The 24148-nt window shown below is 30.5% G+C and carries 20 protein-coding genes and 1 pseudogene; 1 reads left to right on the plus strand and 20 read right to left on the minus strand.

The window, feature by feature from the left end; all coding sequences use genetic code 11:
- Positions 1 to 33: 33 nt before the first annotated feature.
- The 12 genes from KVH43_RS12710 to mtaB form a co-directional block, all read right to left on the minus strand.
- Positions 34 to 1401 carry a diguanylate cyclase domain-containing protein gene (locus tag KVH43_RS12710; protein WP_218282885.1) on the minus strand — a complete coding sequence of 456 codons (1368 nt, stop codon included), beginning with the start codon at positions 1399 to 1401 and terminating at the stop codon, positions 34 to 36.
- A gap of 47 nt (positions 1402 to 1448) precedes the next feature.
- Positions 1449 to 2480 (minus strand): chemotaxis-specific protein-glutamate methyltransferase CheB, encoded by a 1032-nt coding sequence (gene cheB, locus KVH43_RS12715; protein WP_218282886.1) that lies wholly within the window; start codon positions 2478 to 2480, stop codon positions 1449 to 1451.
- Positions 2481 to 2504: 24 nt separating this feature from the next.
- Complete coding sequence (locus KVH43_RS12720; protein WP_218282887.1) at positions 2505 to 3992, minus strand: hybrid sensor histidine kinase/response regulator; 1488 nt, start codon at positions 3990 to 3992, stop codon at positions 2505 to 2507.
- Between the two features lie 128 nt (positions 3993 to 4120).
- On the minus strand, positions 4121 to 5926 hold the full coding sequence (gene ltrA, locus KVH43_RS12725) for a group II intron reverse transcriptase/maturase (protein ID WP_218282640.1): 1806 nt from the start codon (positions 5924 to 5926) through the stop codon (positions 4121 to 4123).
- Positions 5927 to 6652: 726 nt separating this feature from the next.
- A complete protein-coding gene (locus KVH43_RS12730; RefSeq protein WP_218282888.1) occupies positions 6653 to 7420 on the minus strand; it encodes an Hpt domain-containing protein in 768 nt (255 codons plus the stop codon).
- 15 nt (positions 7421 to 7435) lie between these two features.
- Entirely contained in the window at positions 7436 to 9478 is a 2043-nt protein-coding gene (locus tag KVH43_RS12735) for a methyl-accepting chemotaxis protein (protein WP_218282889.1), read from the minus strand.
- 22 nt (positions 9479 to 9500) lie between these two features.
- Complete coding sequence (locus tag KVH43_RS12740) at positions 9501 to 9989, minus strand: chemotaxis protein CheW (RefSeq protein ID WP_218282890.1); 489 nt, start codon at positions 9987 to 9989, stop codon at positions 9501 to 9503.
- Complete coding sequence (locus KVH43_RS12745; protein WP_218282891.1) at positions 9976 to 11397, minus strand: CheR family methyltransferase; 1422 nt, start codon at positions 11395 to 11397, stop codon at positions 9976 to 9978. Before KVH43_RS12745 ends, KVH43_RS12740 begins: the two co-directional genes overlap by 14 nt.
- 189 nt (positions 11398 to 11586) lie before the next feature.
- Positions 11587 to 12030, minus strand: coding sequence for a GatB/YqeY domain-containing protein (locus KVH43_RS12750; protein ID WP_218282892.1), 444 nt, complete (start codon positions 12028 to 12030; stop codon positions 11587 to 11589).
- A gap of 29 nt (positions 12031 to 12059) precedes the next feature.
- On the minus strand, positions 12060 to 12248 hold the full coding sequence (gene rpsU, locus KVH43_RS12755) for a 30S ribosomal protein S21 (RefSeq protein WP_218282893.1): 189 nt from the start codon (positions 12246 to 12248) through the stop codon (positions 12060 to 12062).
- Positions 12249 to 12371: 123 nt separating this feature from the next.
- Complete coding sequence (locus KVH43_RS12760) at positions 12372 to 12713, minus strand: histidine triad nucleotide-binding protein (RefSeq protein WP_218282894.1); 342 nt, start codon at positions 12711 to 12713, stop codon at positions 12372 to 12374.
- Positions 12714 to 12783: 70 nt separating this feature from the next.
- Positions 12784 to 14163 (minus strand): tRNA (N(6)-L-threonylcarbamoyladenosine(37)-C(2))-methylthiotransferase MtaB, encoded by a 1380-nt coding sequence (gene mtaB, locus KVH43_RS12765; RefSeq protein WP_218282895.1) that lies wholly within the window; start codon positions 14161 to 14163, stop codon positions 12784 to 12786.
- Between the two features lie 894 nt (positions 14164 to 15057).
- Here mtaB and KVH43_RS12770 point away from each other — a divergent pair.
- Complete coding sequence (locus KVH43_RS12770; protein WP_218282896.1) at positions 15058 to 15888, plus strand: prenyltransferase/squalene oxidase repeat-containing protein; 831 nt, start codon at positions 15058 to 15060, stop codon at positions 15886 to 15888.
- Between the two features lie 278 nt (positions 15889 to 16166).
- On the opposite strand, the pseudogene KVH43_RS13390 reads toward KVH43_RS12770, so the two are convergent.
- From KVH43_RS13390 to hemW, 8 genes and pseudogenes are all read right to left on the minus strand, one after another.
- A pseudogene (locus KVH43_RS13390) lies at positions 16167 to 16247 on the minus strand (IS607 family transposase); the annotation flags it as partial.
- Positions 16244 to 17002 carry a 16S rRNA (uracil(1498)-N(3))-methyltransferase gene (locus KVH43_RS12780; RefSeq protein WP_218282897.1) on the minus strand — a complete coding sequence of 253 codons (759 nt, stop codon included), beginning with the start codon at positions 17000 to 17002 and terminating at the stop codon, positions 16244 to 16246. The pseudogene KVH43_RS13390 and the gene KVH43_RS12780, both read right to left, overlap by 4 nt.
- Complete coding sequence (prmA, locus tag KVH43_RS12785) at positions 16995 to 17951, minus strand: 50S ribosomal protein L11 methyltransferase (protein WP_218282898.1); 957 nt, start codon at positions 17949 to 17951, stop codon at positions 16995 to 16997. Before prmA ends, KVH43_RS12780 begins: the two co-directional genes overlap by 8 nt.
- A gap of 111 nt (positions 17952 to 18062) precedes the next feature.
- Positions 18063 to 19196, minus strand: a complete 1134-nt coding sequence (gene dnaJ, locus KVH43_RS12790) for a molecular chaperone DnaJ (protein WP_218282899.1) — start codon at positions 19194 to 19196, stop codon at positions 18063 to 18065.
- Between the two features lie 122 nt (positions 19197 to 19318).
- Positions 19319 to 21151, minus strand: coding sequence for a molecular chaperone DnaK (dnaK, locus tag KVH43_RS12795; protein ID WP_218282900.1), 1833 nt, complete (start codon positions 21149 to 21151; stop codon positions 19319 to 19321).
- Positions 21152 to 21187: 36 nt separating this feature from the next.
- Positions 21188 to 21751 carry a nucleotide exchange factor GrpE gene (gene grpE, locus KVH43_RS12800; RefSeq protein WP_218282901.1) on the minus strand — a complete coding sequence of 188 codons (564 nt, stop codon included), beginning with the start codon at positions 21749 to 21751 and terminating at the stop codon, positions 21188 to 21190.
- An 88-nt stretch (positions 21752 to 21839) separates the two neighbouring features.
- Complete coding sequence (gene hrcA / locus KVH43_RS12805; RefSeq protein ID WP_218282902.1) at positions 21840 to 22862, minus strand: heat-inducible transcriptional repressor HrcA; 1023 nt, start codon at positions 22860 to 22862, stop codon at positions 21840 to 21842.
- Positions 22863 to 22968: 106 nt separating this feature from the next.
- Complete coding sequence (hemW, locus tag KVH43_RS12810; RefSeq protein WP_218282903.1) at positions 22969 to 24108, minus strand: radical SAM family heme chaperone HemW; 1140 nt, start codon at positions 24106 to 24108, stop codon at positions 22969 to 22971.
- Positions 24109 to 24148: the final 40 nt, after the last annotated feature.

The raw sequence follows: 24148 nt of genomic DNA on the forward strand, positions 1-24148 counted from the left end.
TAAGGTTGTGCTTAGATATTAAGCACAACCCTTTTATAAACAAAGATGATTTCTTTTTTTGTATTCATACATCAATTTATCTGCTCTAGCCATTAACTCTTCAATACTTACTGGATTTTCAGGATCAAAATATGCAGCACCTATACTAATAGATATATTAAAAGGATAGTTGCTTTCTTCATTAAATGCTCTTTGTTGATCTAAAAGCTTATTTATAAACTTTTCAATATCCTGCTTTTTTACATCTATAGATAAAGCTACAAATTCATCTCCTCCGATTCTTGCAAGAACATCATTTTCATGAAAAGTATTTTTTAAAATCTTTGCAGTCCCAATCAATGCACAATCTCCTTGATTATGAGATAAATTGTCGTTAATATGCTTCATTCCATCAATATCAATAAAAAATAATAACATTCCTTTCTTATTACGTCTTGCAAATTCAAATTTATGTCTAATGATACTAAAAAATCCTCTTCTATTATAAAGAGATGTAAGTTCATCTGTAAGGGATTGAATTTTTAATTTTTCACGAAGATGTACCTTTTCAGTAATATCTCTAATAGATAAAAGATATGCTTCTTTCCCTTCCCAGTCAGTTTCTGAAATACATACCTCTCCAATAATTTGATTTCCATCCATAGTTTTTATTGTAATTTCTTTAACACCATTTTTAATAGTACTAAAATCTAAAATATCAAATGTTAACTCTTCATATTTTTCACCAAATATTTTTTTTGCTGCAGGATTTAGATACAGTATCTCTTTTTGACGATTAATAACTACCAAAGCATCTATATTGCTTTCAAGAATACCTCTATAATTTTTTTCAAGCTTTCGAATAGTTTCAAATGCTTTTTTTAATTCATTATTTGCCTCTTCAAGCTCCTTACTCTTTTGTACAGCATTTTCGAATGTAGAAAGCAAAAGATCTATTATTTGTATTCTCTCCGAATTTATAAAATGCTTTTCTCCTGCAAAAAATACTTCTATACCCATTTCGCTAATTTTATTTTTTCTCAATTCTATATTCACAAGCATATGCTGAATTCTTGAAAGGAGAAATCTTTCATTATATGGTTTTGTTATAAAGTTGTCTGCCTTCACCTTTAGTCCTTTTATCACATCGTTAGGATCTGAAAGGGATGTCAATAGAATAACTGGTATGTGGTTGAATCTATCATCCTCTTTGATTCTTTTACATAACTCATATCCATCCATTTTAGGCATAAGTACATCTGTTACTACTAAATCAGGCATATATTGATAAATATATTCTAAAGCTTGTACCCCATTATTTGCAATAATTACCTTATAATTTCTTTTCTCAAGCATAAATTTAAGCTGCTGTGCTTGTGTTAAGCTATCTTCAACAACCAAAATCTGTATTTCCTTGTCCATTTTTTATATTTCTCCTCCTCATATAACAGCTACGGCTATAGTTAAAATCATATTTTTCCAAACAAATCTGCAATCTTTTCAGGAGAAAGAATATATGTAGCTGCATTAAGCTTTACAGCTTCTCCTGGCATACCATAAACCACAGATGTTTCCTTATCCTGCACTACAGTAATTGCCCCTTTATCCTTTAATATTTTTAATTCTTCAGCACCATCTTTCCCCATTCCTGTAAGAAGAATTGCCATAGCATTTTTTCCATAATAATTTGCAATAGATCTAAATAAATACGAAACTGTTGGTCTTACTCCATTTTTTTTCTCATCACAATTTAAAAATATTTGTTCATTATACCGAATTTCCATATGAAATCCATCAGGTGCAAAGTAGATATGTCCAGGCAATGCTTTTTCTCCTTGTGAAGCTATATGAATAGGATATTCTGTAAATTTAGAAAGCCAATCAACAAGTCCATCTAAAAAACCAGGCGCTATATGCTGTACAACAAGTATAGGAATCTTAATATTAGCTGGAAGTTTAGAAAATATGGTTTGGAGGACAGATGGTCCACCTGTAGACACCCCTATAGCTGCTATTTTTATATCTGGACAAATATTTATCAACTTCTGAGCATTTAATAAATTTCGTTTCTTTTTCTTATAATTAGCTTTACGTTTGATCACCTTTATCTCTGACATTAATTTAACCGTTTCAACAATATTTTTTGACGCCTTATCAAAATCAGGATAAGTTATTCCTGCTGGTTTTTCTATAACAGAAACAGCACCTGCCTCCATAGCCTGAAAAGTTCTATCTATATCTTGACTATTAAATAATCCTGTTATGACAATAATAGGTATAGGATTAGTTTCCATAATTCTTCTTGTCGCCTCAAATCCATCCATTATAGGCATACTTATATCCATAGTTATTACATCAGGTTTATTTTGCTCTATGAATTGAATAGCTTCTTCTCCATTATTTGCTACACCCATTACATGAATATCCTTATCTGAATTTAATATATGTTTTATTAATGCTTGAATAGTAGGAGAATCATCTACTACAAGTACTTTAATCATTTTTTACACTCCTGCATAGTTCTTTTATATTAATCTTTTTATAATTTCCAATAAATTATTTTGTTGAAAATCACTTTTTACAATATACGCACTGGCACCAACATCTATACCTCGCTCCTTATCTTCTCTTGATTCAAGAGAAGTTACAAGAATAACAGGTATTTCTGAAAGCTCATTATCTTCCCTAATTTTTGTGATTAACTCAAATCCATCCATCTTAGGCATTTCAACATCTGTTATTACAAGATCAAATTTTTCAGATTTTAACATTCTCCACCCTTGAAGTCCATCAACAGCAGTTTTTACTGAATATCCTTGTGTTTCTAAAATATTTTTCAAAAGAGTTCTTGATGTAATCGAATCTTCTACTACAATAATACATTTCTTCTCTGTGTTTTCTTTTTTCATATCCATAATCATATTCAAAGCTTGACCATCACTTTTTAATGATGATTTAATCAGATCTGATACATCCAATATAGGTACTACCTGTCCTGAGCCTAAGATTGTTGCTCCTGAAATATTTCTAACCCTTTTTAATTGCTTATTAAACCTTTTTACAAGAACCTCTTGCTCTATGATAATCTCATCCACACTAAGCCCTATCTTATGTTTCATATCCTTTACAATCAAAATTGGAAATATATCCCTAGAATCAACTTCTATTTTTGGCTCTTTTATTTCCAATAAATCTTGAAGTTTAATAACAGGAATAATACCTTCATCTAATAATATTGTAGCCATATTTTCCATTATTTTCAATTCATCTTTTTTAACTCTTATAACCTTTTCAATTTTTCCCGTTGGTATGACAAAATATTGTTTTGCTACCTTCACAAGTATTCCTCTATGAGTAGAAATAGTTATAGGTAGCGTAATAGTAAATGTAGTACCCTTTCCCCTTTCACTTTTTACTGATATATTTCCTTCAAGCTTTTGTACTTTTTCATATAAAATAGCAAGCCCCAAGCCTCTACCAGATATATCCGTTATAATATCACTCGTTGAAATCCCAGATTTAAAAATAAGCATTTTTGCACTTTCATCGTTCATATTATCGACCTGTTCTTGTGTTAAAAGCTTATTTTTAACAGCTTTTTCCTTAACTTTATCAATATTAATTCCTGCTCCATCATCAGAAATCTCAATTTCTACTCTATCGCTACTTACCTGTATAACAGTTAAATTAATAGTTCCTTTTAAAGGCTTTTTTAACCTCCTTCTTTCTTCATATTCTTCTATTCCATGATCAATACAATTTCTGACAATATGCATAAGAGGATCTTTTATTTCTTCTAAAATTCGTCTATCAATTTCTATTTCTTCACCACTGCTAATAAATTCAATTTCTTTGCCAACATATCTTGATAAATCCCTAACCATCTTAGGAAACATTTCAAGGATAGAAGAAAAAGGAAGAAGCATAATACTTTTTATTTCTTCCATAAAAGTATCTATCCTCGTTTCCGTCATTTTAGCTTCATTTTCAGCAGATTTTAATAAAGCCTCCATACGATTTTCCAACATTTCAATAATAGTATTATTCGAATAGGTAAGGATTTGAAGTTATCTCCACCTTTTCCCCTCGACCACACCCTGCATGAGACTTTCGAACTCACAAGGCGTTCCATCTTAAACTTTTAATCTAAATTAATCAAATTACATTCTTTACGATATTTGTTTACTTTCTTCAACTGTTTTACGTTCAATTGAAGTTTGTTCATATATCTATCAATCGTCTCTTTTAGTGTTGCATGTATTAACTTGTGAACATCCTTGTGTATTGCTATGAGATTAGCAAATTCATCTTTTCCACCTAATTCTGTTGGCTTTATATGATGTATCTCCACTTCATTAGCACATAAGAATTTACCTGTGACCAAGCATTTTCCTTTCTGTGATGAGTATTTAGAGAGTTTGTTATCTGCTAATTCAACCGTATTATATTCGTATATATTATTCATAAGCCTTTGTATTTCAGTAGACACATTAGGTTTTAGTTTCTTGTATATTAATTCTCTACCTTGAGATGTATAGTTACATATATTTTGTGAAAAATTCATCACATTTTTAGTCTGTATGTCTGCTATTGGATGGAGATATAAACCTGCTACCTTATGTGTTTTAAAGTTATTTTTATTGAACTTTTTGTATGTTTCGTTGGGTTTAATAGGAATTTCACATTTACCTATTGATTTTAGACGATTGAATAGGGTTTTGGAAATTTGATAGGCTATTTTACTAAAATCTCTGTTAATATGCGTTGCATATTTGTAGTAGTTTTTAATCCCTATAATATATATGTTGTATTTATTGACTGTACTTGTTAAAGGATTTTTTTGTATATTTAAAATTAAATCTCTTAATCTTGATTTAATCTTCTCCTTTTTCTTTTCCATGACGAATGTATTAGCAACATGTTTGTTTCTCTTTTTTACTACTTTAATCTTGAATCCTAGAAAATCTGAACTTTTCTTTCTAAGATTTGTTATTTGAGATTTTTCTGTTGATATATCCAGTTTCAAATTATTCTTTAAATAGTTTTTAATTGCATGAAATATTTTATTTGCTGTTATGTGATTTCTAGTGTAAATTTTGAAATCATCAGCGTACCTTACAATGAACATTTCTTTTAGATTACTATATTTTTTAAGTCCCAAGTATTTACTGTCTACTCTTGAATATCTGTATTTGGTTTCAAAGGTTTCCCATTGGTCACTAACCCACCAATCTAATTCATTTAACACAATATTAGACAGTAAAGGAGATAATATACCTCCTTGTGGAGTACCTTCAGTTGGTATCCCTATTCCTTCTATTGGTGCTTTTAGCATTTTACTAACTATTCTAAGAACTCTCTTATCTTTGATACCTATATCATACATCTGTTTTAATAATTTTGTATGATTTACGTTATCAAAGAAACCTTTTATATCTATATCTACTACATGATGCATCTTCCCTATATTAATTAGGTATTGATTTCTTGACATAGCATGATGAGTTGACCTATTAGGTCTAAATCCATAAGAATGTTTGTGGAATCTTGCTTCGCATATTGATTCAAGAACTTGTTTGAACATTTGCTGTATAATTCTATCTCTCATAGTTGGTATTCCTAAAGGTCTTGTTTTACCGTTATCTTTAGGGATTTCTACCCTTCTAATCGAGTTGGGTTTGTAATTCTTTAGTGTGTCTCTTATTTCTTTCACAAATGTACCTTCATCCTTGACTTTATAATCTGCTATTGTCAATCCATCAGTACCTTTAGTTTTACTTCCTGTGTTAGCCTTGATGTTTCTATATGCAAGAAGTATATTTTCTCTTGATGTTATGATTTCATATAATCTAAGACCGTTAGTGGCTCTTTTCTTACTTCTATCATATAACCAATCGAATGTTTCTTGCATACCGTAATATTCGCTATATCGTAATGCTGTACTCATTGATGGCGTGTTGTTCTCCTTCCATACAGAAGTCCCATCATCTTACCTGACCCTATGAGTTTCATTTAATTAGTTCAGTTTTCAAAGTTCAAGACTTGGGACTATCCCTCCGCCACTTATTATCATGGTTTCATAGGTACTGTGTCCCTACTTTCACAAAAGTAAATTCATTTCAATATCATTTGATATCTTATAGAAACCAACCCGATTAGTAGTCGTTTAGATAGTTGACTTTTGCTTACAATGTTCCGATTAACTTAGCTTTTACATATATCCTTAGATGCTTACTATGAGCCTGTTAATTTATACCTTCGTTGTTAGGTATTCCGAATTTCTTAATTGACAAACATACTTTTCGGTAATTAACCCCACTAGTTGTGGTTTAAATATTTCTATTTAATAAGAATTTAGACTCGTACATTCGCAAGTTCGTCAGTTCATTTAAGAACATTCTCACCGTAGATATTTTCTAGCACTCCGACCTATCATACACTCAACCACCTCTGGTTCGCATTTCGTGGTGGTAGGTTATTATCCCACATGCCTTACGGTATACTCTTAGCCGACTTTACCTAGCTTCAAACCCTTAATGTCTACTAAACATTAAACGCTTGTAGGAGTATCAAGTAATTCGTTTCAGCCTACATGAAGGCTTCATTCCAAATTTCAGTTAATCAGTTAGATTAAATGTGATTTCATTAATCCTCTCTTTTCGTGATTAATCACTTATAGAGAAACATTTCGCACATCATTTTCTTTTTTCCATAAATCAAATAATTCCTTAATTTCTTTAATCTCATTAGCTCTTTGAATAGCTGAAAGCTTTGCATAAATCATTTCTTCTCCTTGAAGGAGTAAAGCATCCAATTTAGCCTTTGAAATTCTAAGAATTTCGCTCGTACTATCCTCATAACCTTTTATTTGTGTTTTTATATTTTCTTTGGCTTTTATAGCTTCTAAAGCCTTTATCTGACTATTTTTTTCTTGTTCACTCTCTAGTTTTATGTTTCTATTGCTCTTTATTTCTGTATTAAATCTTACGTCATGACACTCTATATCTTTATGATCAGATTTTATTGATTCATTTTTTACAACATCGCTATGTTCTATTTTTTTTAATTCACTCATGATTTCTGAAATGTCTCTGACTTTATCTTCATTCAAAGAAAGTATCTCTTCTATTGTATCTATTGCTCTATTAAAAATATCAAACATCTCTACATTGCATATTAATATTTCTTTTTTTACTTTAGAAAATATATTTTCTAGCATATGACATATTGTTTCAATTTCCTTCATATTTACTGCTCTAGCTGCACCTTTTAAACTGTGAAACTCTCTATGTATAGCTTCAACAAGTGATTTTTGATCTTCTTTAGCAAATGCTTTTTCTAACTTTACAAGTGACAAAGAAATGGTTTTTAAATGCTCATAAGCCTCTATCTTGAAAGTGTAGCGAAGCTTTTTAAAAAATTCAGCATCATTTCTATTCATTCCAAGCCTCTCTCCTTAAACCTTATATTTTTCAGTTAGCTGTTTCAGCTTATATCCCATTTCTTGAAGGTTACGTGTTGCCTCTTCTAGTTGCTTCATACTATTCACATTTTGAATACTTGCCTCATTAATCCCTTCCATTGCCATTGCCACTTGATCCATTCCAACTAACTGCTGCTGGCTAGATGCTTCTATCTGGATAGCTGCCTGTGCAGATATGTTCATATGCTCTGTAAGCTTTCGTATAGCATCACCTGCTTTAGATGCCTGTTTTATACCTGCATCAACAAATTTTATCCCCTTTTCCGTTGTCATTACAGCTGTATTGGCTGCCTTTTGTATATCTTTTAGTATATTTCTTACCTGCTTTGTAGCTTGTTTGGATTGTTCTGCTAAATTTCTAATTTCTTGAGCAACAATGGAAAATCCTTTACCATGTTCTCCAGCCTTTGCTGCTTCTATTGACGCATTAACTGCAAGAATATTAGATTGTTCAGAGATATTATCAACACTCTCTATCAATTCACTAATATTCTGGCTTTGCTCACTTAAAGCGATAATACTTCCTGCAATTTCCTGCATCTGATTATTAATAATCTTCATTCCTTCTAAAGTAGCTTCTGTTGCTTGATTTCCTACTTTTGATATCTCAAGAGACTGCTTTGCACTGTTTGAAACATTTTTTGTCTTTTCGTTGGATATATGAACTGTCTGTTTCACCTCCTCAACCGTTGCTGTAGTTTCACTTACTGCAGAAGAAGTTTCAGCCGCTCCTGATGTAACTTGAGTAAGAGAAACTGTAATTTCACTCACAGAAGATGCCAGTACGTTTGCTACATGAATAATCTCTTTTGTTTGTTCTCTAAGATGGTTTAGCATATTACTAATAGCTTCTGTCAAAATGCCTATCTCATCTGAACGCTTTTCTTTTGGTACTTCAATAGTTAAATCTCCCTGAGATATTTTAAAAGCAACCTCTGACATTTTTATCATTGGTGTTGCAATACTTGAAGCCATAAATATAGAAAATATTACTATAGCTATCACTGAAAGCATCAAAACAATTATCATCAATTTTTGTAATTTATATACTGAATAAAATGCCTCTTCTTCGTCTATTTTAACAAGTATAGCCCACTTCAAATGCTTAATATGCAGTGGTGTATAAGCAACAATAGACTTTATATTATGATAATCAAAATAAGTATCCACATCTGTTTTCCCAGCCATTACTGCATCTGCTCCCTTTGTTCTTATTTCTTTCAAAAGAATAGCAGTTTTTGCTGTCTTTATTCTTTCATCTTCCTCCTCATTTACAAATCTAGTATTACTTCGTAACTTATAATCAGGTCCGATTAAAATAACCTCTCCACTCTTACCAAGATTTAACGACTCCCATTTATTGTTATTAGATACAATTTCATCAATTTTCTCTGTTCCTATTTTAAAAGCAAGAACACCAACTTTTTTGTCTCCTTTAAAGATTGGAGCTGCCATACATATAATAGGTTTGTGATTAGAAGGAGCATAAAACTCATAATCTGTAATAGCTATAAAATTTTTATCATTACTATTTTTTGCAGCTTCAAAGGCTCTTGCAACATTTGTATTTTTATAAGGTCCACTCATAAGATTTGTCCCATAATCTGCTTCTTTCAATGTAGAATATAAAACTTTACCATTTTTATAATCTATTAATAATAGATCTCCATAGGCTAATTTATCAATAAAATTTAAAAATACAGAGTTATACTTTTCATATGACTCATTATCACTACCATCAGCAGCTGCATTCTGACTAAATTTTATCATAGCATCTACAGTCACTTGCTCCTGTGCCATATATAAAATTCTGCTTTGCATCATTTTAAAATAATCTTCTATTTCCCTTTTCTTTGTATCTCTTATAAAGGTAAGTTGGTCAGTAGCATCCTTTTGCAAAGATACTTTTGAATGATAATAACTAAATCCGCTTATAATCATTGCTGGTATAATTGATAATGCCAAAAAATATATAATCAATTTTCCTTTTAAGCTTTTTATAAAATTTATTTTCATTATATTTCCTCCCTTCAAATTATTAAATAACTTCTTCATCAACAATCATTTTTTCATCCATCATTATATTTTTTATATCTAAAACAATAGTCCTTTCCTTTGTTATTCCTTTAAAATATTTTGTATTCAAATTTGTTATATTTAAAATATTTCTTTGTATTTCTGATACAAAGACTTCATTACATCCTAAAATTCCATCTACAGCTATGCCTACCTCTATTTCATTAACCTTTACAACTATTACTTTTTTTATATTCTCTACAGATATTTTTTTAGAAGTAAAGCCTAAAAAATTTCTTAGATCTATAACAGATATAATTTTTCCTCTAAAATTCATTAAACCTGTTATAAAGGGAGGTGTACAAGGAAGCATAGTAACTCTTTTTACTGAATATACCTCATTTATATATAAAACTTCTATTGCATATTTTTCAGTGCTTTGATCACTCTTCAGTAAAAATTCTAGTATTTCAACAATTTCAAGCTTTTCTTCTTCATTATATTTTTTCATATAAACCACCCTTACCATATAAACTTTGAATGATTTCTTTTAACGCCCCTACTGTTATTTCTTCTGAATTGGGAATAATATCATCCTGATTCAAATGATTCAGCAATATACATACATTATCAAAATTTTTAAATGCTTTTTTGTATTTCCCTCGTTTTAAATACAAATTGCCTAAATCAAAATAAGCCATAATAAAGTCTGAATCAATATATATGGCCTTTTTTAATGATATTATAGCTTCATCAACATTTCCTTGCTCTTGCTGAATACTTGCAAGGAGATAATAATATAAAGGATTGATTTTATCTATAGCAATAGCCTTTTTACACCACCGTATAGCTTCTTCCAAATTTCCTTCATTTGCAAATAAACGTGATAATTTTTCACATTCTCCTGCATCTGCTTTTTCTTCTTGCAATAGTACTTTTTTATTATTTATATCTTCTAATACAATTAGATTCTTATATTCTTCTTCCTTCTTAGGGCTTATTTTTACTTCATTTTGAATAAATAATGTTTTGTGTGTAATATGCTTACAAAGATGTTTTTCAAAATTACTACGTTTTATATTTTTCTTATATAAAAATACACCATTTATATTTATAGGTATGAACAAGGATCTATTAAGCAACAAACTTTCGGTAGGTGCTACAATAAGCCATCCTCCATTTACAATCATATTATAAAAACGATTAATAATTTCATTTACATGGTATTTACTAAAATACATTAAAACATTTCTGCAAAATATAATATCTATATTATTCATCATAATATTATCCACTATATACATCGGATCCGCTAAATTCAAATGATGAAATGTTACAAGCTTTATAATCTCATCATTAAGCTTATAATACATGTTATCTATTCTCTTGAAATACTTATTTTTAAAATGTTGATCTGTACCTCTAAAAGACCACTTACTATATATTCCTTTTCTCGCCTTACTTAAAAAAGAATAATTAATATCTGTAGCAATAATCTTAATATCCCAATCTTTATAATCAGGAATCAATTCTTTTATTAAGATTGCTATAGAATAAGCTTCTTCTCCAGAAGAGCAACCTGCACTCCAAATTTTCAAACTTCTATTCGTATATTTTCTAGCATTGATCATATCAAGCAGTATGCTTTTTCTTAGTATCTCAAACAATTTTTTATTTCTAAAAAAATAAGTTTCTCCTATCGTCAGACAATCTATTAGCTGTTGAATATCTTCTAAAGACAATTTATTTCGCACCATTAAATCTATGTATTCTTTAAGGTCAATTTTTTTTTGTTCCGCTGCATAAGAAATCCTTCTTACAAGATCATTAAAGCTTTTTTCAGGAAAATACAAACCAAATCTATTCTCTATAAATTTACTTATCTTCTTAAGAACATTTTTTGAAATATTATTGCTCATTTTTTACCCCTTCACTTAAACGTTAGAAATTTGAACTAATTGATGAATAATTTTCCTTTTTATTATATCTCATATCAAATAACACTTAAATAATTTTTTAAATTATAACACATTGTTTACAATATATTTTATAAGGAAGAAAATCATTTTTATATAAAATAAAAATGACCTAAGTTAAACTTAGATCATTTATTGTAAAAATTGCTTAACAAGCTTATTTACTGTTTTACCGTCAGTTCTACCTTTCACTTTAGGCATTACTGCTGACATAACCTTACCCATATCCTTCATACTATTTGCACCAATTTCATCAATTGTCTGACTAACAATTTGTGAAACTTCTTCTTCTGTTAACTGCTTTGGTAAATAATCCATTAAAACATCTATTTCAGCTTTTGCTTCATCCACTAGGTCATATCTATTTCCCTTAGTGAACTCTTCAATGGCATCTTTTTTCTGTTTTACCTGTTTGGATATAATATCTAAAATGCCTTCATCATCAAGCTCTACTCTATTGTCTATCTCATATTGCTTTATAGCAGATCTTACCATTGTTATAACAGATTTTTTAATCTTATTTTTTTCTTTCATAGCGTCCTTTAAGTCAGCCATTAATCTCTCTTTGAGGGACATCTGTCACACCTCTTTTTTTAAGATTTTATTTAGAATCTTTTTTTAGCCCTGTTTCTTCTAGCAGCCTCTGCTTTCTTTTTACGTCTTACACTAGGCTTTTCATAATGCTCTCTTTTTCTAATTTCTGATAAAACACCACTTTTTGCACATGAGCGCTTGAATCTGCGAAGAGCACTTTCAAGAGTTTCGCTTTCTCCGATTCTTATTTCTGTTGACATAGTTCTCCCTCCCTCCGCTAGCAAACTTGTGCTGTGCTCGTAGAACACCAAAGCAAAAACACTTGGGAGTCCGAAATCGCACTATGTTATTATACATTAAATTAACAATTTATGCAACTTTTTTTAACCTGGAGGCCACTGAAGCTGTCTTCCTCCTAAAAGGTGAAAATGTATATGATCTACAGTTTGACCACCTAAATCTCCACAATTACTTACAACTCTATAGCCTTCCTTTAAACCTAATGTATTTGCAATATTTTTTATAGAAAGGAAAATATGTCCTATGAGATTATTATGTTCATCAGAAAGATCATTTAAAGATGCTATATGCTCCTTTGGAATAATGACCACATGGGTAGGTGCTTGAGGCTCTATATCATGAAAAGCCATTATATAATCATCTTCATATACCACTTTAGATGGAATTTCTTTAGCTATTATTTTACAAAAAATACAATCTTTCATTCCTTTCACCTCCTTTACAGAATCACAAACTTTTATCAATATCTATTCAACATAAATAAAAAAATTCCTTCTATTGATTGACTATTTTTCCGATAACGCCTTCTCCTGATATTTTCTCTAATACCACTTGTAATATTTTTCCTTCTAAATTTTCTTTAGATTTGCAAAATACTCTTATATAATTATCCGTCAAGCCTTCATAATAGCCTTTCATTTCATTGCTTGCAGTTTCAAAAAGAACTGTCCTTTTTGTACCGATAAATTTCTTATGATAATTGTTCAAACCTTCTTCTGCTAATGCTATCAACCTTTCACTTCGCATGCTTTTAATTTGAGAAGGTACTTGATTTTTAAATCCTGCTGCTGGCGTTCCTTTTCTTTTAGAATATTTAAATACATGTATCTGGCTAAAGCCTATTTCTTTTACAAATTGCATTGTTTTTTCAAATTCTTCCTCCGTCTCTCCAGGAAATCCTACCATAATATCTGTTGTAATAGACACATCAGGCATATATTTTTTTATTCTTTCTACAATAAGTTTATATTCACTTGTTGTATATTTTCTATTCATTCTCTTCAGCGTCTCATCACATCCACTTTGAAGAGATAAATGAAAATGTGGACAAACCTTTTGTAGAGTTGCAAGCGTACTTACAAATTCCTCTGTCATGATAGTTGGTTCAATAGAACTTAATCTAATTCTTTCAATGCCTTCAACTTCATGAACTTTAAGTATTACATCTAATAGAGATGTATTTTTTAGATCCTTTCCATAGGAAGCAACATGAATACCTGTAAGCACAATCTCTTTAAAATTATTCTTTGCAAGTCTTTGTACTTCTTTTATAATATCTTCTGGCTTTCTACTTCTAATAGGTCCTCTTGCATATGGAATAATACAATATGTGCAATATTGATTACATCCCTCTTGAATTTTAAGATATGCTCTTGTTTTCCCTTTTATTTCTCCTATAGTCATCTCTTCAAACTCTTTTATTTTCATAATATTTCCAACAGCATTAATTTTTTCATTTTCTACTTGTGCATTTTCTACATATTCAACTATTTTTTTTCGATCATTTGTCCCTAAAATAACATTCACCCCTTCAATAGCTGATACTTCTTCAGGGGCTGTTTGAGAATAACATCCTACTACTGCAATAATCGCTTTAGGGTTTTTTCTTTTTGCCCTGCGAATAAACTGCCTTGATTTTCGATCTCCTAAATTTGTAACTGTACAAGTATTTATCACATATACATCTGCATGATCTTCACTATCTACAATCCTATATCCTGATTTTTCAAAAATCTCTCCCATGGCCTCTGTTTCATACTGATTCACCTTGCAACCGAGAGTTATGAAAGATATGATTTTTTTACGTCCATATTTCTTGTAAAACGTTTCTGCGTCAAGGCTTAGGTCAACTTTTTCTCTATTTTTATTTTCCATCGCGGTAGCTTCCTCCTATATTTATTATTTCCAAGTATATCATCGTATATTATTAATAGAATTAATTTTCCTTGTATTCTTTCTGTATTTTTGGTATAATACTGTTTTGTACATGAGTATATTCTACCATACAGTTTGCAAGTGTTCAACTTAAAATACGACCAAAACAAAAGCCCGCTGGTGAACATCAATTCTCCAACGGGCTTTCGCTTATTTTATTCTGTTTTAATTTCTGGCGGAATTTTCTCTTCATTATTAATATACATTTTTAATGTTTTGGTTGCTTTCCCATTTTTGAATTGAAATTGAAAAATGATAAATCTCTATATATCCCACAAGGATTGAAACTTAGAAGTTAGATATTCAATGGCTTTGGGAAATAAGTGCTTGTTCGTTCTATTTAGGATTAGCTGGATGATTTGCAGGAATTACTATAGGACTTGTTTTTGCAATATTGACAAATATGTTATACTTTAAATATAAAAAGTTGGATTATAATGGAAGGTTTGCTTTAGTGCCTTATTTGGGGATTGGGTATATGTATTGTTTAGATATAATGTCGTAAATATTTAAGTTATCTACAATAGCAAAAAATTATAAAGAAGAAAAAACACATATCATAGATATTACATAGTAGTAGACTGGGAAGTTAAGGATTATTTATATTTTTTTGTAGCAGTCTACTTATTTAATATAAATTAGTAGACGAGAAATGATGAATTGTATATGCATACATATAGAAACAATGATAATTATGTAGGTGTAATCTCTATAACAATGGAGGATAAAATGATAAAACAAGAATTAAAAATACATGGTATTCCTATTATGTCTATTTAAGTTAAAAATTACCTGCATTCCTCAAATTATGATTATGTAAAGAAAGGAGTGGTTATGATAGTTTCTATTGAGAAAGCAAGATATTTCGTATATGATAAAGGCTTATTATGGGAAAAACAATTATTTGATTATCTATTTTGTAAAGGGAATCTTAAAAAATTACATCAGTCACTTTTATGTTATAAAAATGATGATGGAGGGTGGGCTAATGGAATTGAACATGATGTAAAATGTCCAGATTCAAATCCTATATCTCTTGAATTCTTACTGACAGTTGTAAGAGATACAGGGATACCAATAGGTAACTTGCTAGATGGAACAGTAGACTGGCTTGAAAGAAATATTAATGAGGATGGTTCGTTTAGATCTCCAGATACACTATATCAATATCCTCATGCTTGGTGGATGGCAAAAGATATTGATCAAACTATTCCAGATTCAATAGTGGGCAATTTAAAGAAATTAGGATTATGTACTCCTGTTTTAGAAGAATCTGCGAAAAAATGGGTCTCTCAAAATTTAACTGTAAAAAAGATATTGTCTAATAAATGGCTTTTTATGGCATACCATGCCTTTGATTACTTCTCAAGTATAGAAGAAAGTGAAGAAAACAAAAATGTAAAAGAAGCTATGATGAAAAATATATTAGAGTGTGCAAAAAATGCCACAGAAAAACAATATCATACATTGTTTCAGTTTGTAAAATCACCAGAGGACAAACTAGCAAAGTATATGCCCAATACTATTATTAATAGTTTTTTAGATTATTTATATACTTCTCAGAGAGATGATGGAGGATGGAATGATGAACATGAATTAGAATATTGGCAGCCATACGTTACTATTCAAGTTCTATGTGCATTAAAAAACTTTGGGCGGATATAACATCGTTAATATTGTTAAAAGCGTCAAAGGAGTAAAAATTCCATGTAATAGATGAAGAAGAAGCAAAAACGGTTAATATGGTTGTCGTTGAAGATATAAAGCTAAAGAGAAACAGAAAATGCGTCCAAAACAAAAGTTTCTTTATCGTTCTTATGAACCAATGCTTATACAGTATCTTAAAGAACATAAATCTGTATCAAGAAAAAAGGAAATTCCGTTGCAACTAGATATTTTTTTAAAAAAGACCACTTAATCAAAAATAGTGGTCTTTTGCCATTTAACTCTTTAACCATTTTTCTAGCTTTATTGGCTCTTTTTCCTTGTAACCTACAGCTAAATACATTAACAATTTCAACTAATAGCCTCCTAAATCCCCTATCTCATACATTAATACGCTTAAAGCTACCAAGCCAGCAGTTTCTGTTCTTAATATTCTAGGTCCTAACATAATAGGCACTATTCCAGCATTATGAGCTTTTATAATCTCTTCGTACTCAAATCCACCTTCTGGACCAATAATAATAGCAATCTTTTTATATTCTTTATTTCTACTTAAAATATTTTTCAGTCCTACTTTTTTCTCCTGTTCATAAGGTATAATTTTCAAATCATAATCTGCTAAACTATTAAGCATCTCCTCAAAAGAAAGAGGTGCTTCAACTTTTGGTATAATACCTCTTTTACATTGTTTTGCTGCTGAATCTGCAATTTTTTGCCATCTTTCGATTTTCTTTATTTCAGCTTTTTTATCTTTTAATTGTACAATTGTCCTTTCTGTTATTATAGGAACTATTTTATAAATTCCTAATTCAGTACATTTTTGTACAATCATATCCATTTTACTTGACTTAGGAATCCCTTGAAAAAGAGCAACCTGAATTTGTGGTTCCGTATCACATATTTTTCTCTCAAGAATTTCTAATTTAATTTGCGATTTTGATATAGATATAATTTTTCCTATGTAATCATTATTATTCCCATCACAAACTTCTATACAGTCCTCTTTACAAAGTCTTAAAACCTTTCCAATATGTTTCACATCTTCCCTGTAATCAATAATAATTTCTTTCTTTTCTTCTGAAATATTTTTTCTATCTACAAAAAATCTATGCATTTCCTTTGTCACCCTTTGGTTTCGAAACAATAGCTGCCCATTCACCCTTCTTGTTAACATCTATAATTTCCATTTTATTCTTTTCTAAGGCTGCAATCACTTCATCAACTTTTTCAAGAATAATACCAGAAGCAATAAAAATACTATCCTTTTTCATAAAATCTCCTATAAAGCTAGATAAATATATAATCACATCTGCAATAATATTTGCAACAACTATATCTGCCTGACCATCTATTACATCCATTAAATTTCCATGTTTAATTGTAACTATATTTTCTACACCATTATCTAATACATTTCTCTTTGATGCTTCTACAGCTACTTCATCTAAATCAACACCAATTACTTTTTTTGCTCCTAGTTTGGCAGCTACAATAGAAAGTATTCCACTTCCACAGCCAATATCAAATACAGTTGACGTATCTTTTACATATTTTTCTAAATTTTGGATGCACATCATAGTTGTTTCATGGGTTCCTGTTCCAAATGCCATTCCAGGGTCAAGCTCTATAACAATTTCATCAAGAGAAGGTGTATATTCTTCCCAAGAAGGCTTTATTACTACTTGATCCCCTATTTTTTTAGGTTTATAATATTTTTTCCATGCATTCGCCCAATCCTCTTCATAAACTTCTGATGTTGTCACTTCTCCTAATCCTTTATCAAGATTATATTGTGGTATTTTTTCTACATTCTGTTTTATTAATTCTATTTTGTCTAATAGGTCTTCACTCTCTGGAAGATATCCCGTTACAATAGCTCCTTCATAATCACTTTGTAAAATCGATTCATCTAAATAATCCCAATCCCCTGATTGCTTTTCTTTAAAAATAGGATCATTTGGATCTTCTATGGCAACACCACCTACACCTACATCATATAAAATATTTGCTACCGCTTCAACAGCCTCTGTAGTCGTTTTAATTTTTACTTCTATCCATTTCATATACAAAACCTCCGTGCTTTTCACTTTATCTGTTATTATACCCTACAATATCTATATTTATCAGAAATTTTACAATACAAGGAAACACCCAGTCATGACTGGGTGTCTTTATTAAATACCAAAAACCTCTTTTACTTTATCAAAAAAGGATTTTCTTTGTTCATGTACATCTTCGCCCATTATATCTGCAAATTGTCTTAATAATTCTTTTTGTTTTTCATTTAATTTTTTAGGAACTTCTACTATAACTTTTACGTAAAGGTCACCTCTTCCATAACCCCTTAAGCTTGGTATTCCTTTACCTTTTATTCTAAATATCGTTCCACTTTGTGTTCCTTCTGGAATCTTATACTTAATTTTACCATCTAAACTAGGAACAATTAATTCATCTCCTAATGCTGCCTGTACAAAAGTAATTGGAATCTCGCAAATCACATCATTTCCATCTCTTTTAAATATCTCATGCGGTCTTACTCTTAAAACAATATATAAATCCCCATTAGGTCCACCTTTTTCTCCTGGTTCACCTTCTCCTCTGAGCGGAATAACAGAACCCGTATCCACGCCTGCTGGAACTTTTATTTGTATTTTCTTTTGTTTTAATTCTTTTCCTGTTCCATTGCATTTTATACAAGGATTTTCTATAATATAACCTTCTCCATTACATACATCACAAGTTTTTACATTTACAAATTGTCCTAATGGTGTTCTTGTTGCATAACGTACTTCTCCTGTTCCATTACATTTGCTACAAGTCTTTTTACTTGTTCCAGGCTTTGCTCCTGTACCATTACATGTGCTGCATTTTTCATGTCTTCTAATAATTACCTCTTTATCAGCTCCAAAAGCAGCTTCTTCAAAGGTTATAGCTAATTCATATCTTAAATCAGCACCCTTTTTAGGTCCTGCTTTTCTTCTTGAGCTTGAAAAGCCTCCGCCAAATATGTCAAATATATCTCCAAATATATCTTCAAATCCACCGAATCCAGCTGCTCCGCCAAATCCACCCTGTGCATTACCATCTACACCTGCATGACCGAATTGATCATATCTTGCTTTTTTATTTGGATCACTTAATATTTCATAAGCTTCATTGACTTCTTTAAACTTCTCTTCCGCCTCTTTATCTCCAGGATTTCTATCTGGATGATATTTCATAGCTAATTTTCTATAAGCTCTCTTTATTGTTTGCTCATCAGCACCACGGTCAACGCCTAAAACTTCATAATAATCTCTTTTAGACACCCTTCTCACCGCCTTTCTAATCAGGTTTTGTGAGAATCACAAACTATATCAATTATATGAAAAATATCTATTTTTCGCAAGACTTTTCACATTTTCAAGGCACCCTATTGGGTGCCTTTTATTTATTTATCATCATCTACAACTTCATAATCTGCATCTACAACATTCTCTTGCTGTGTTTGTGTATTTTGACTCTCAGCTGCTCCTTGACCTTGCTGTGCTGCCTGTTCATACATTTTTTGAGATAATGCATGGAAAGCACTTGTTAATTCTTCTGTTGCTTTTTTAATTTCTTTTGTATTATCACCTTCTAAAGCTTTTTTAAGCACTTCAAGCTTTGATTCGATATTTGTTTTTTCTTCAGTACTAATTTTGTCTCCAACTTCTTTTAGAGCTTTTTCCGTTTCATAAACCATTGTGTCTGCTTTATTTTTTGCTTCAATAGCTTCTTTTCTTTTCTTATCTTCCTCTGCATACTGTTCAGCTTCTTTTATTTTTTTCTCTATTTCTTCATCACTTAAATTTGTTGATGCAGTAATTGTAATCTTTTGCTCTTTTCCTGTACCTTTATCCTTTGCACTAACATTTACAATACCATTCGCATCAATATCAAATGTTACTTCAATTTGAGGTACTCCTCTTGGTGCTGGCATAATTCCACCTAGTTGGAATCTACCTAATGTTACATTATCACTTGCCATTTGTCTTTCTCCCTGTAGCACATGAATATCAACTGTTGTTTGATTATCTGCTGCAGTAGAAAAGATCTGGCTCTTTCTTGTAGGAATAGTTGTATTTCTTTCTATAAGCTTTGTAAATACTCCTCCTAAGGTTTCTATTCCTAATGAAAGCGGTGTTACATCAAGCAACAATACATCTTTTACTTCTCCTGTTAATACACCTGCTTGAATAGCAGCTCCTAATGCTACACATTCATCTGGATTTATTCCTTTATGAGGTTCTTTTCCAGTAAGTTTTTTAACAGCTTCTTGCACTGCTGGAATTCTAGTTGAACCTCCTACAAGGATCACCTTATCAATCTCTCCTGTTGAAAGCCCTGCATCCTTTAATGCTTTTCTTGTTGGTTCCATTGTAGCTTCAACTAGATGTGCTGTAAGCTGATTGAATTTCGCTCTTGTCAAATCAATATTTAAGTGCAATGGTCCCTCTGCTGTAGCTGTAATAAAAGGAAGATTAATATTCGCTGTTTGTGTACTTGATAACTCTTTTTTCGCTTTTTCAGCAGCTTCTTTTAATCTTTGTAAAGACATCTTATCCTTTCTTAAATCAACGCCATGCTCTTTTTGGAAGCTTTCAGCTAAGAAATCTATAATTGCTTGGTCAAAGTCATCTCCTCCAAGATGATTATTTCCATGAGTAGCTAATACTTCAAATACTCCATCTCCAAGCTCTAGAACAGAAACATCAAAAGTACCTCCACCTAAGTCAAATACCATAATTTTTTGATGTTCATTTTCTTTGTCAAGTCCATATGCTAGTGATGCTGCTGTAGGCTCATTGATAATTCTTTTTACTTCAAGACCTGCAATTTTTCCAGCATCCTTTGTTGCTTGTCTTTGACTATCTGTAAAATATGCAGGAACAGTAATAACTGCTTCTGTAACCTTTTCACCTAAATAGCTTTCAGCATCTGCTTTTAACTTCATAAGAATCATTGCTGAAATTTCTTGTGGTGAATAATCTTTTCCATCAATATTTACTTTATAGTCAGTACCCATATGTCTTTTTATAGATATAATCGTCTTATCAGGATTTGTAATCGCTTGTCTTTTAGCTGTTTCTCCTACTAATCTTTCCCCATTCTTTGTAAATGCAACAACAGATGGTGTCGTTCTATTACCTTCAGCATTTGGAATTACAACAGGCTCTCCACCTTCTAAAACTGCAACACATGAATTAGTTGTTCCTAAGTCAATACCAATTACCTTACCCATTGTTTCATTTCCTCCTTCATCTTATATATAAAATTTTTATTTTACAACTTTAACCATGCTTGGTCGAATTGTTTTACCATTAAGAATATATCCTTTTTGAAAAACATCTATGACTGTATTGCTTTCATACTCATCACTTTCTTCCTGCATTACAGCATGATGAAAGTTTGGATCAAACTCTTTTCCTAAAGCTTCAATCTCCTCTACTCCATTTTTTTTGAATACATCTAAAAGTTGCTGTAGAATCATCTCTATACCTTGTGTAAAAGATTCATCCTTTCCTTCGTCTTTATAAGATTTTACAGCTCTTTCAAAATTGTCTACAATTGGAAGTAAATCTAAAATTAATTTTTCATTTGCTAATTGATAGATTTCGCTCTTTTCTTTTTCGACTCTTTTTTTATAATTTTGAAAATCTGCTGTCATTCTCAAATACTTACTATTTAGCTCTTCCTTTTCTTCTTGCAACTTTTTAATATCTACACTAGCTTCATCCATTTGTACTTCTTTTTCTGCATCTAAACTGCTATTTACAGCTTCATCATTTTTATTATCTACTTTCTCATCATTTTGCTCTTCTTTATAAGTATTCCCTTCCATTGCTTTCACCTACCTAGCTTTATATTTTAAATATGTAGATAGATATAGTGCAAAATAAAATTACTTTGCACCCTATCTATATTCTTTTTTAGCGATCATTTAATAATTCTGTTAAATTTTTAGTCACATAATCTACAACAGAAATAATATGCTCATAGTTCATCCTTGTAGGTCCAATCACTCCAATTTTTCCAACAATAAATCCTTTTACCTTATAGGTTGCCGTTACTATACTACAGTCTTTCATTTCTTCATGCTTGTTTTCTTTCCCAATAGTAATATCTAAGCCATCTTTACTATTCATTAACAATTCCATAATCTGCTTTTTCTGATCCAACATCTCAATAAAATTTCTTGCTCTTTCGATATTATGGTACTCTGGCAAATGAAAAATATTTGTTATCCCATCTAAATATAACTGTACATTGACCATCTCTTCTAGTGTTGACAATAAAACTGGAATAATTGCATCAATTAATGAATGAAATATTCTCATCTCGGTTTTTATTTCTTCAACTGCATGAATATCAATATCTCTTATAGTTAATCCTTTAAGTTTACTATTTAATATTTTAGATATCATGCCTAAGTTATCAAAAGTATAATCTTCATTAATTCTTAAAATTGCATTTTTTACAATGCCAGATTCTGATACGATCACAAGCAATATGCTTTTTTCATCAATTGGAACTAGCTGTACTGATTTTAACTTGCTTTGCTCAAACTGTGGAGATAAAACAATAGAAGTTAATTTCGTCATTTGAGACAAAATTTTTGAAGTAGTCGTAATTATTTGTTCTAATTCTCCTACTGATTCTATAAAGCTCTTTTTTATAGCCTGCTTTTGATTTTGAGCTAGCTTATCTAAAATCATTAAGCTATCTACATATAACCTATAACCTTTATCCGATGGAATCCTCCCTGCAGAAGTATGGGGTTGGTATAAAAACCCCATTTCTTCTAAATCCGCCATCTCATTGCGTATAGTCGCAGCACTTACTCCTAAATCATACTTTTTCATCAAGGTTCTTGAGCCTATCGGTTCAGCTGTAGAAATAAAATCTTTTATTATGGCCTGCAGAATCCTCAACTTTCTTTCTCCCAGTTCCATAATATCACTCCTATTTGTTAGCACTCTCATTGAATGAGTGCTAATCTATTACGATTTTAACTTATCATTAATAAAAACATTTGTCAATATCATTTTTGCTATTTTTTTAATCTAATAAAAAAGCTACAAAGACTTGGTTAGATAAGTCTATCCCTTTTCTAGTCAATCGTATGCTTTTTTCATCTGTATATAAAAGTCCCTGTTTTTTAAGCTTCATAATTTCTTCCCCATAAACATCATAAGGATTAAATCCAAATCGATCCTTAAATTCATCAATCACTATCCCTCTTATCATTCTTAGTCCTAAAAACATATATTCTGAAATTTCATCTTTTTTTGAAATGATTTCTTCAAATGCACAAGGACTTATATTTTTATGAATATTATCTATATACTCCTCCATTATTTTAGTATTTGAAAAGCGTTTTTTATTAAAATATGAATGAGCCCCTAAACCGAATCCAATATATTCTTTATCTTTCCAATAGATTTGATTGTGTATGCACTCTTTTCCTTTCTTTGCAAAATTAGATATTTCATAGTGTTTATAATCATAAGCAGATAAATAATCTATTGCAAAATGGTGCATATCTCGATCAAGTTCTTCTGAAGGTAAGTTTAAGCTTCCTTTTTCATATAACTCATTAAAAACTGTATTTTCTTCTATTTTCAAGCTATATGCTGAAATATGTTCTGGATTCAACTGAACAACATGATATAAAGTTTCCTCCCAGTCCTTTAAGCTTTGATCAGGCAACCCAAACATCAAATCAATATTAATATTTTCAAAACCTATTTCTCTTGCTAATAAAAAGTTTTTCAAAAATTCTTCTTTATTATGTATTCTTCCTAAACTTTTTAGATGAATATCTTGCCATGCTTGAAGCCCCATACTTAGTCTATTAACATTATTATTTAAATAATATACAAGATTTTCTTTATTAAGTGTTCCCGGATTGCTTTCTATAGAAAATTCTAAATCTTTATTAATATGAAAGTTTGAATAAATTGCATCTATTATTTTATCCATTTCTTTGATTGGAAGAATCGATGGAGTTCCTCCTCCTATAAATATAGATTTTATTTCATATGCTTTTAACTTTTCTTTCCATCCCCTTATTTCTTCTCTCAAAGCATCTATATATTTTGTAATATATTTTTCCATATTACTAAAAGAACAAAAATCACAATAAAAGCATTTTTGTTTACAAAACGGTATGTGAATATATATGCCTATTTCTTTCATTTATTTTCACCTCTTTTAGCAAAAATAGTCACCATTTGGT

Source organism: Crassaminicella indica, assembly GCF_019203185.1.
GTDB lineage: Bacteria > Bacillota > Clostridia > Peptostreptococcales > Thermotaleaceae > Crassaminicella > Crassaminicella indica.

Excerpts from the sequence above, each read along its gene's own strand:
- KVH43_RS12710 (WP_218282885.1), bottom strand. The coding sequence starts at position 1,401 with ATGGACAAGGAAATACAGATTTTGGTTGTTGAAGATAGCTTAACACAA.
- cheB (WP_218282886.1), bottom strand. The coding sequence starts at position 2,480 with ATGATTAAAGTACTTGTAGTAGATGATTCTCCTACTATTCAAGCATTA.
- KVH43_RS12720 (WP_218282887.1), bottom strand. The coding sequence starts at position 3,992 with ATGGAGGCTTTATTAAAATCTGCTGAAAATGAAGCTAAAATGACGGAA.
- ltrA (WP_218282640.1), bottom strand. The coding sequence starts at position 5,926 with ATGAGTACAGCATTACGATATAGCGAATATTACGGTATGCAAGAAACA.
- KVH43_RS12730 (WP_218282888.1), bottom strand. The coding sequence starts at position 7,420 with ATGAATAGAAATGATGCTGAATTTTTTAAAAAGCTTCGCTACACTTTC.
- KVH43_RS12735 (WP_218282889.1), bottom strand. The coding sequence starts at position 9,478 with ATGAAAATAAATTTTATAAAAAGCTTAAAAGGAAAATTGATTATATAT.
- KVH43_RS12740 (WP_218282890.1), bottom strand. The coding sequence starts at position 9,989 with ATGAAAAAATATAATGAAGAAGAAAAGCTTGAAATTGTTGAAATACTA.
- KVH43_RS12745 (WP_218282891.1), bottom strand. The coding sequence starts at position 11,397 with ATGAGCAATAATATTTCAAAAAATGTTCTTAAGAAGATAAGTAAATTT.
- KVH43_RS12750 (WP_218282892.1), bottom strand. The coding sequence starts at position 12,030 with ATGTCCCTCAAAGAGAGATTAATGGCTGACTTAAAGGACGCTATGAAA.
- rpsU (WP_218282893.1), bottom strand. The coding sequence starts at position 12,248 with ATGTCAACAGAAATAAGAATCGGAGAAAGCGAAACTCTTGAAAGTGCT.
- KVH43_RS12760 (WP_218282894.1), bottom strand. The coding sequence starts at position 12,713 with ATGAAAGATTGTATTTTTTGTAAAATAATAGCTAAAGAAATTCCATCT.
- mtaB (WP_218282895.1), bottom strand. The coding sequence starts at position 14,163 with ATGGAAAATAAAAATAGAGAAAAAGTTGACCTAAGCCTTGACGCAGAA.
- KVH43_RS12770 (WP_218282896.1), top strand. The coding sequence starts at position 15,058 with ATGATAGTTTCTATTGAGAAAGCAAGATATTTCGTATATGATAAAGGC.
- KVH43_RS12780 (WP_218282897.1), bottom strand. The coding sequence starts at position 17,002 with ATGCATAGATTTTTTGTAGATAGAAAAAATATTTCAGAAGAAAAGAAA.
- prmA (WP_218282898.1), bottom strand. The coding sequence starts at position 17,951 with ATGAAATGGATAGAAGTAAAAATTAAAACGACTACAGAGGCTGTTGAA.
- dnaK (WP_218282900.1), bottom strand. The coding sequence starts at position 21,151 with ATGGGTAAGGTAATTGGTATTGACTTAGGAACAACTAATTCATGTGTT.
- grpE (WP_218282901.1), bottom strand. The coding sequence starts at position 21,751 with ATGGAAGGGAATACTTATAAAGAAGAGCAAAATGATGAGAAAGTAGAT.
- hrcA (WP_218282902.1), bottom strand. The coding sequence starts at position 22,862 with ATGGAACTGGGAGAAAGAAAGTTGAGGATTCTGCAGGCCATAATAAAA.
- hemW (WP_218282903.1), bottom strand. The coding sequence starts at position 24,108 with ATGAAAGAAATAGGCATATATATTCACATACCGTTTTGTAAACAAAAA.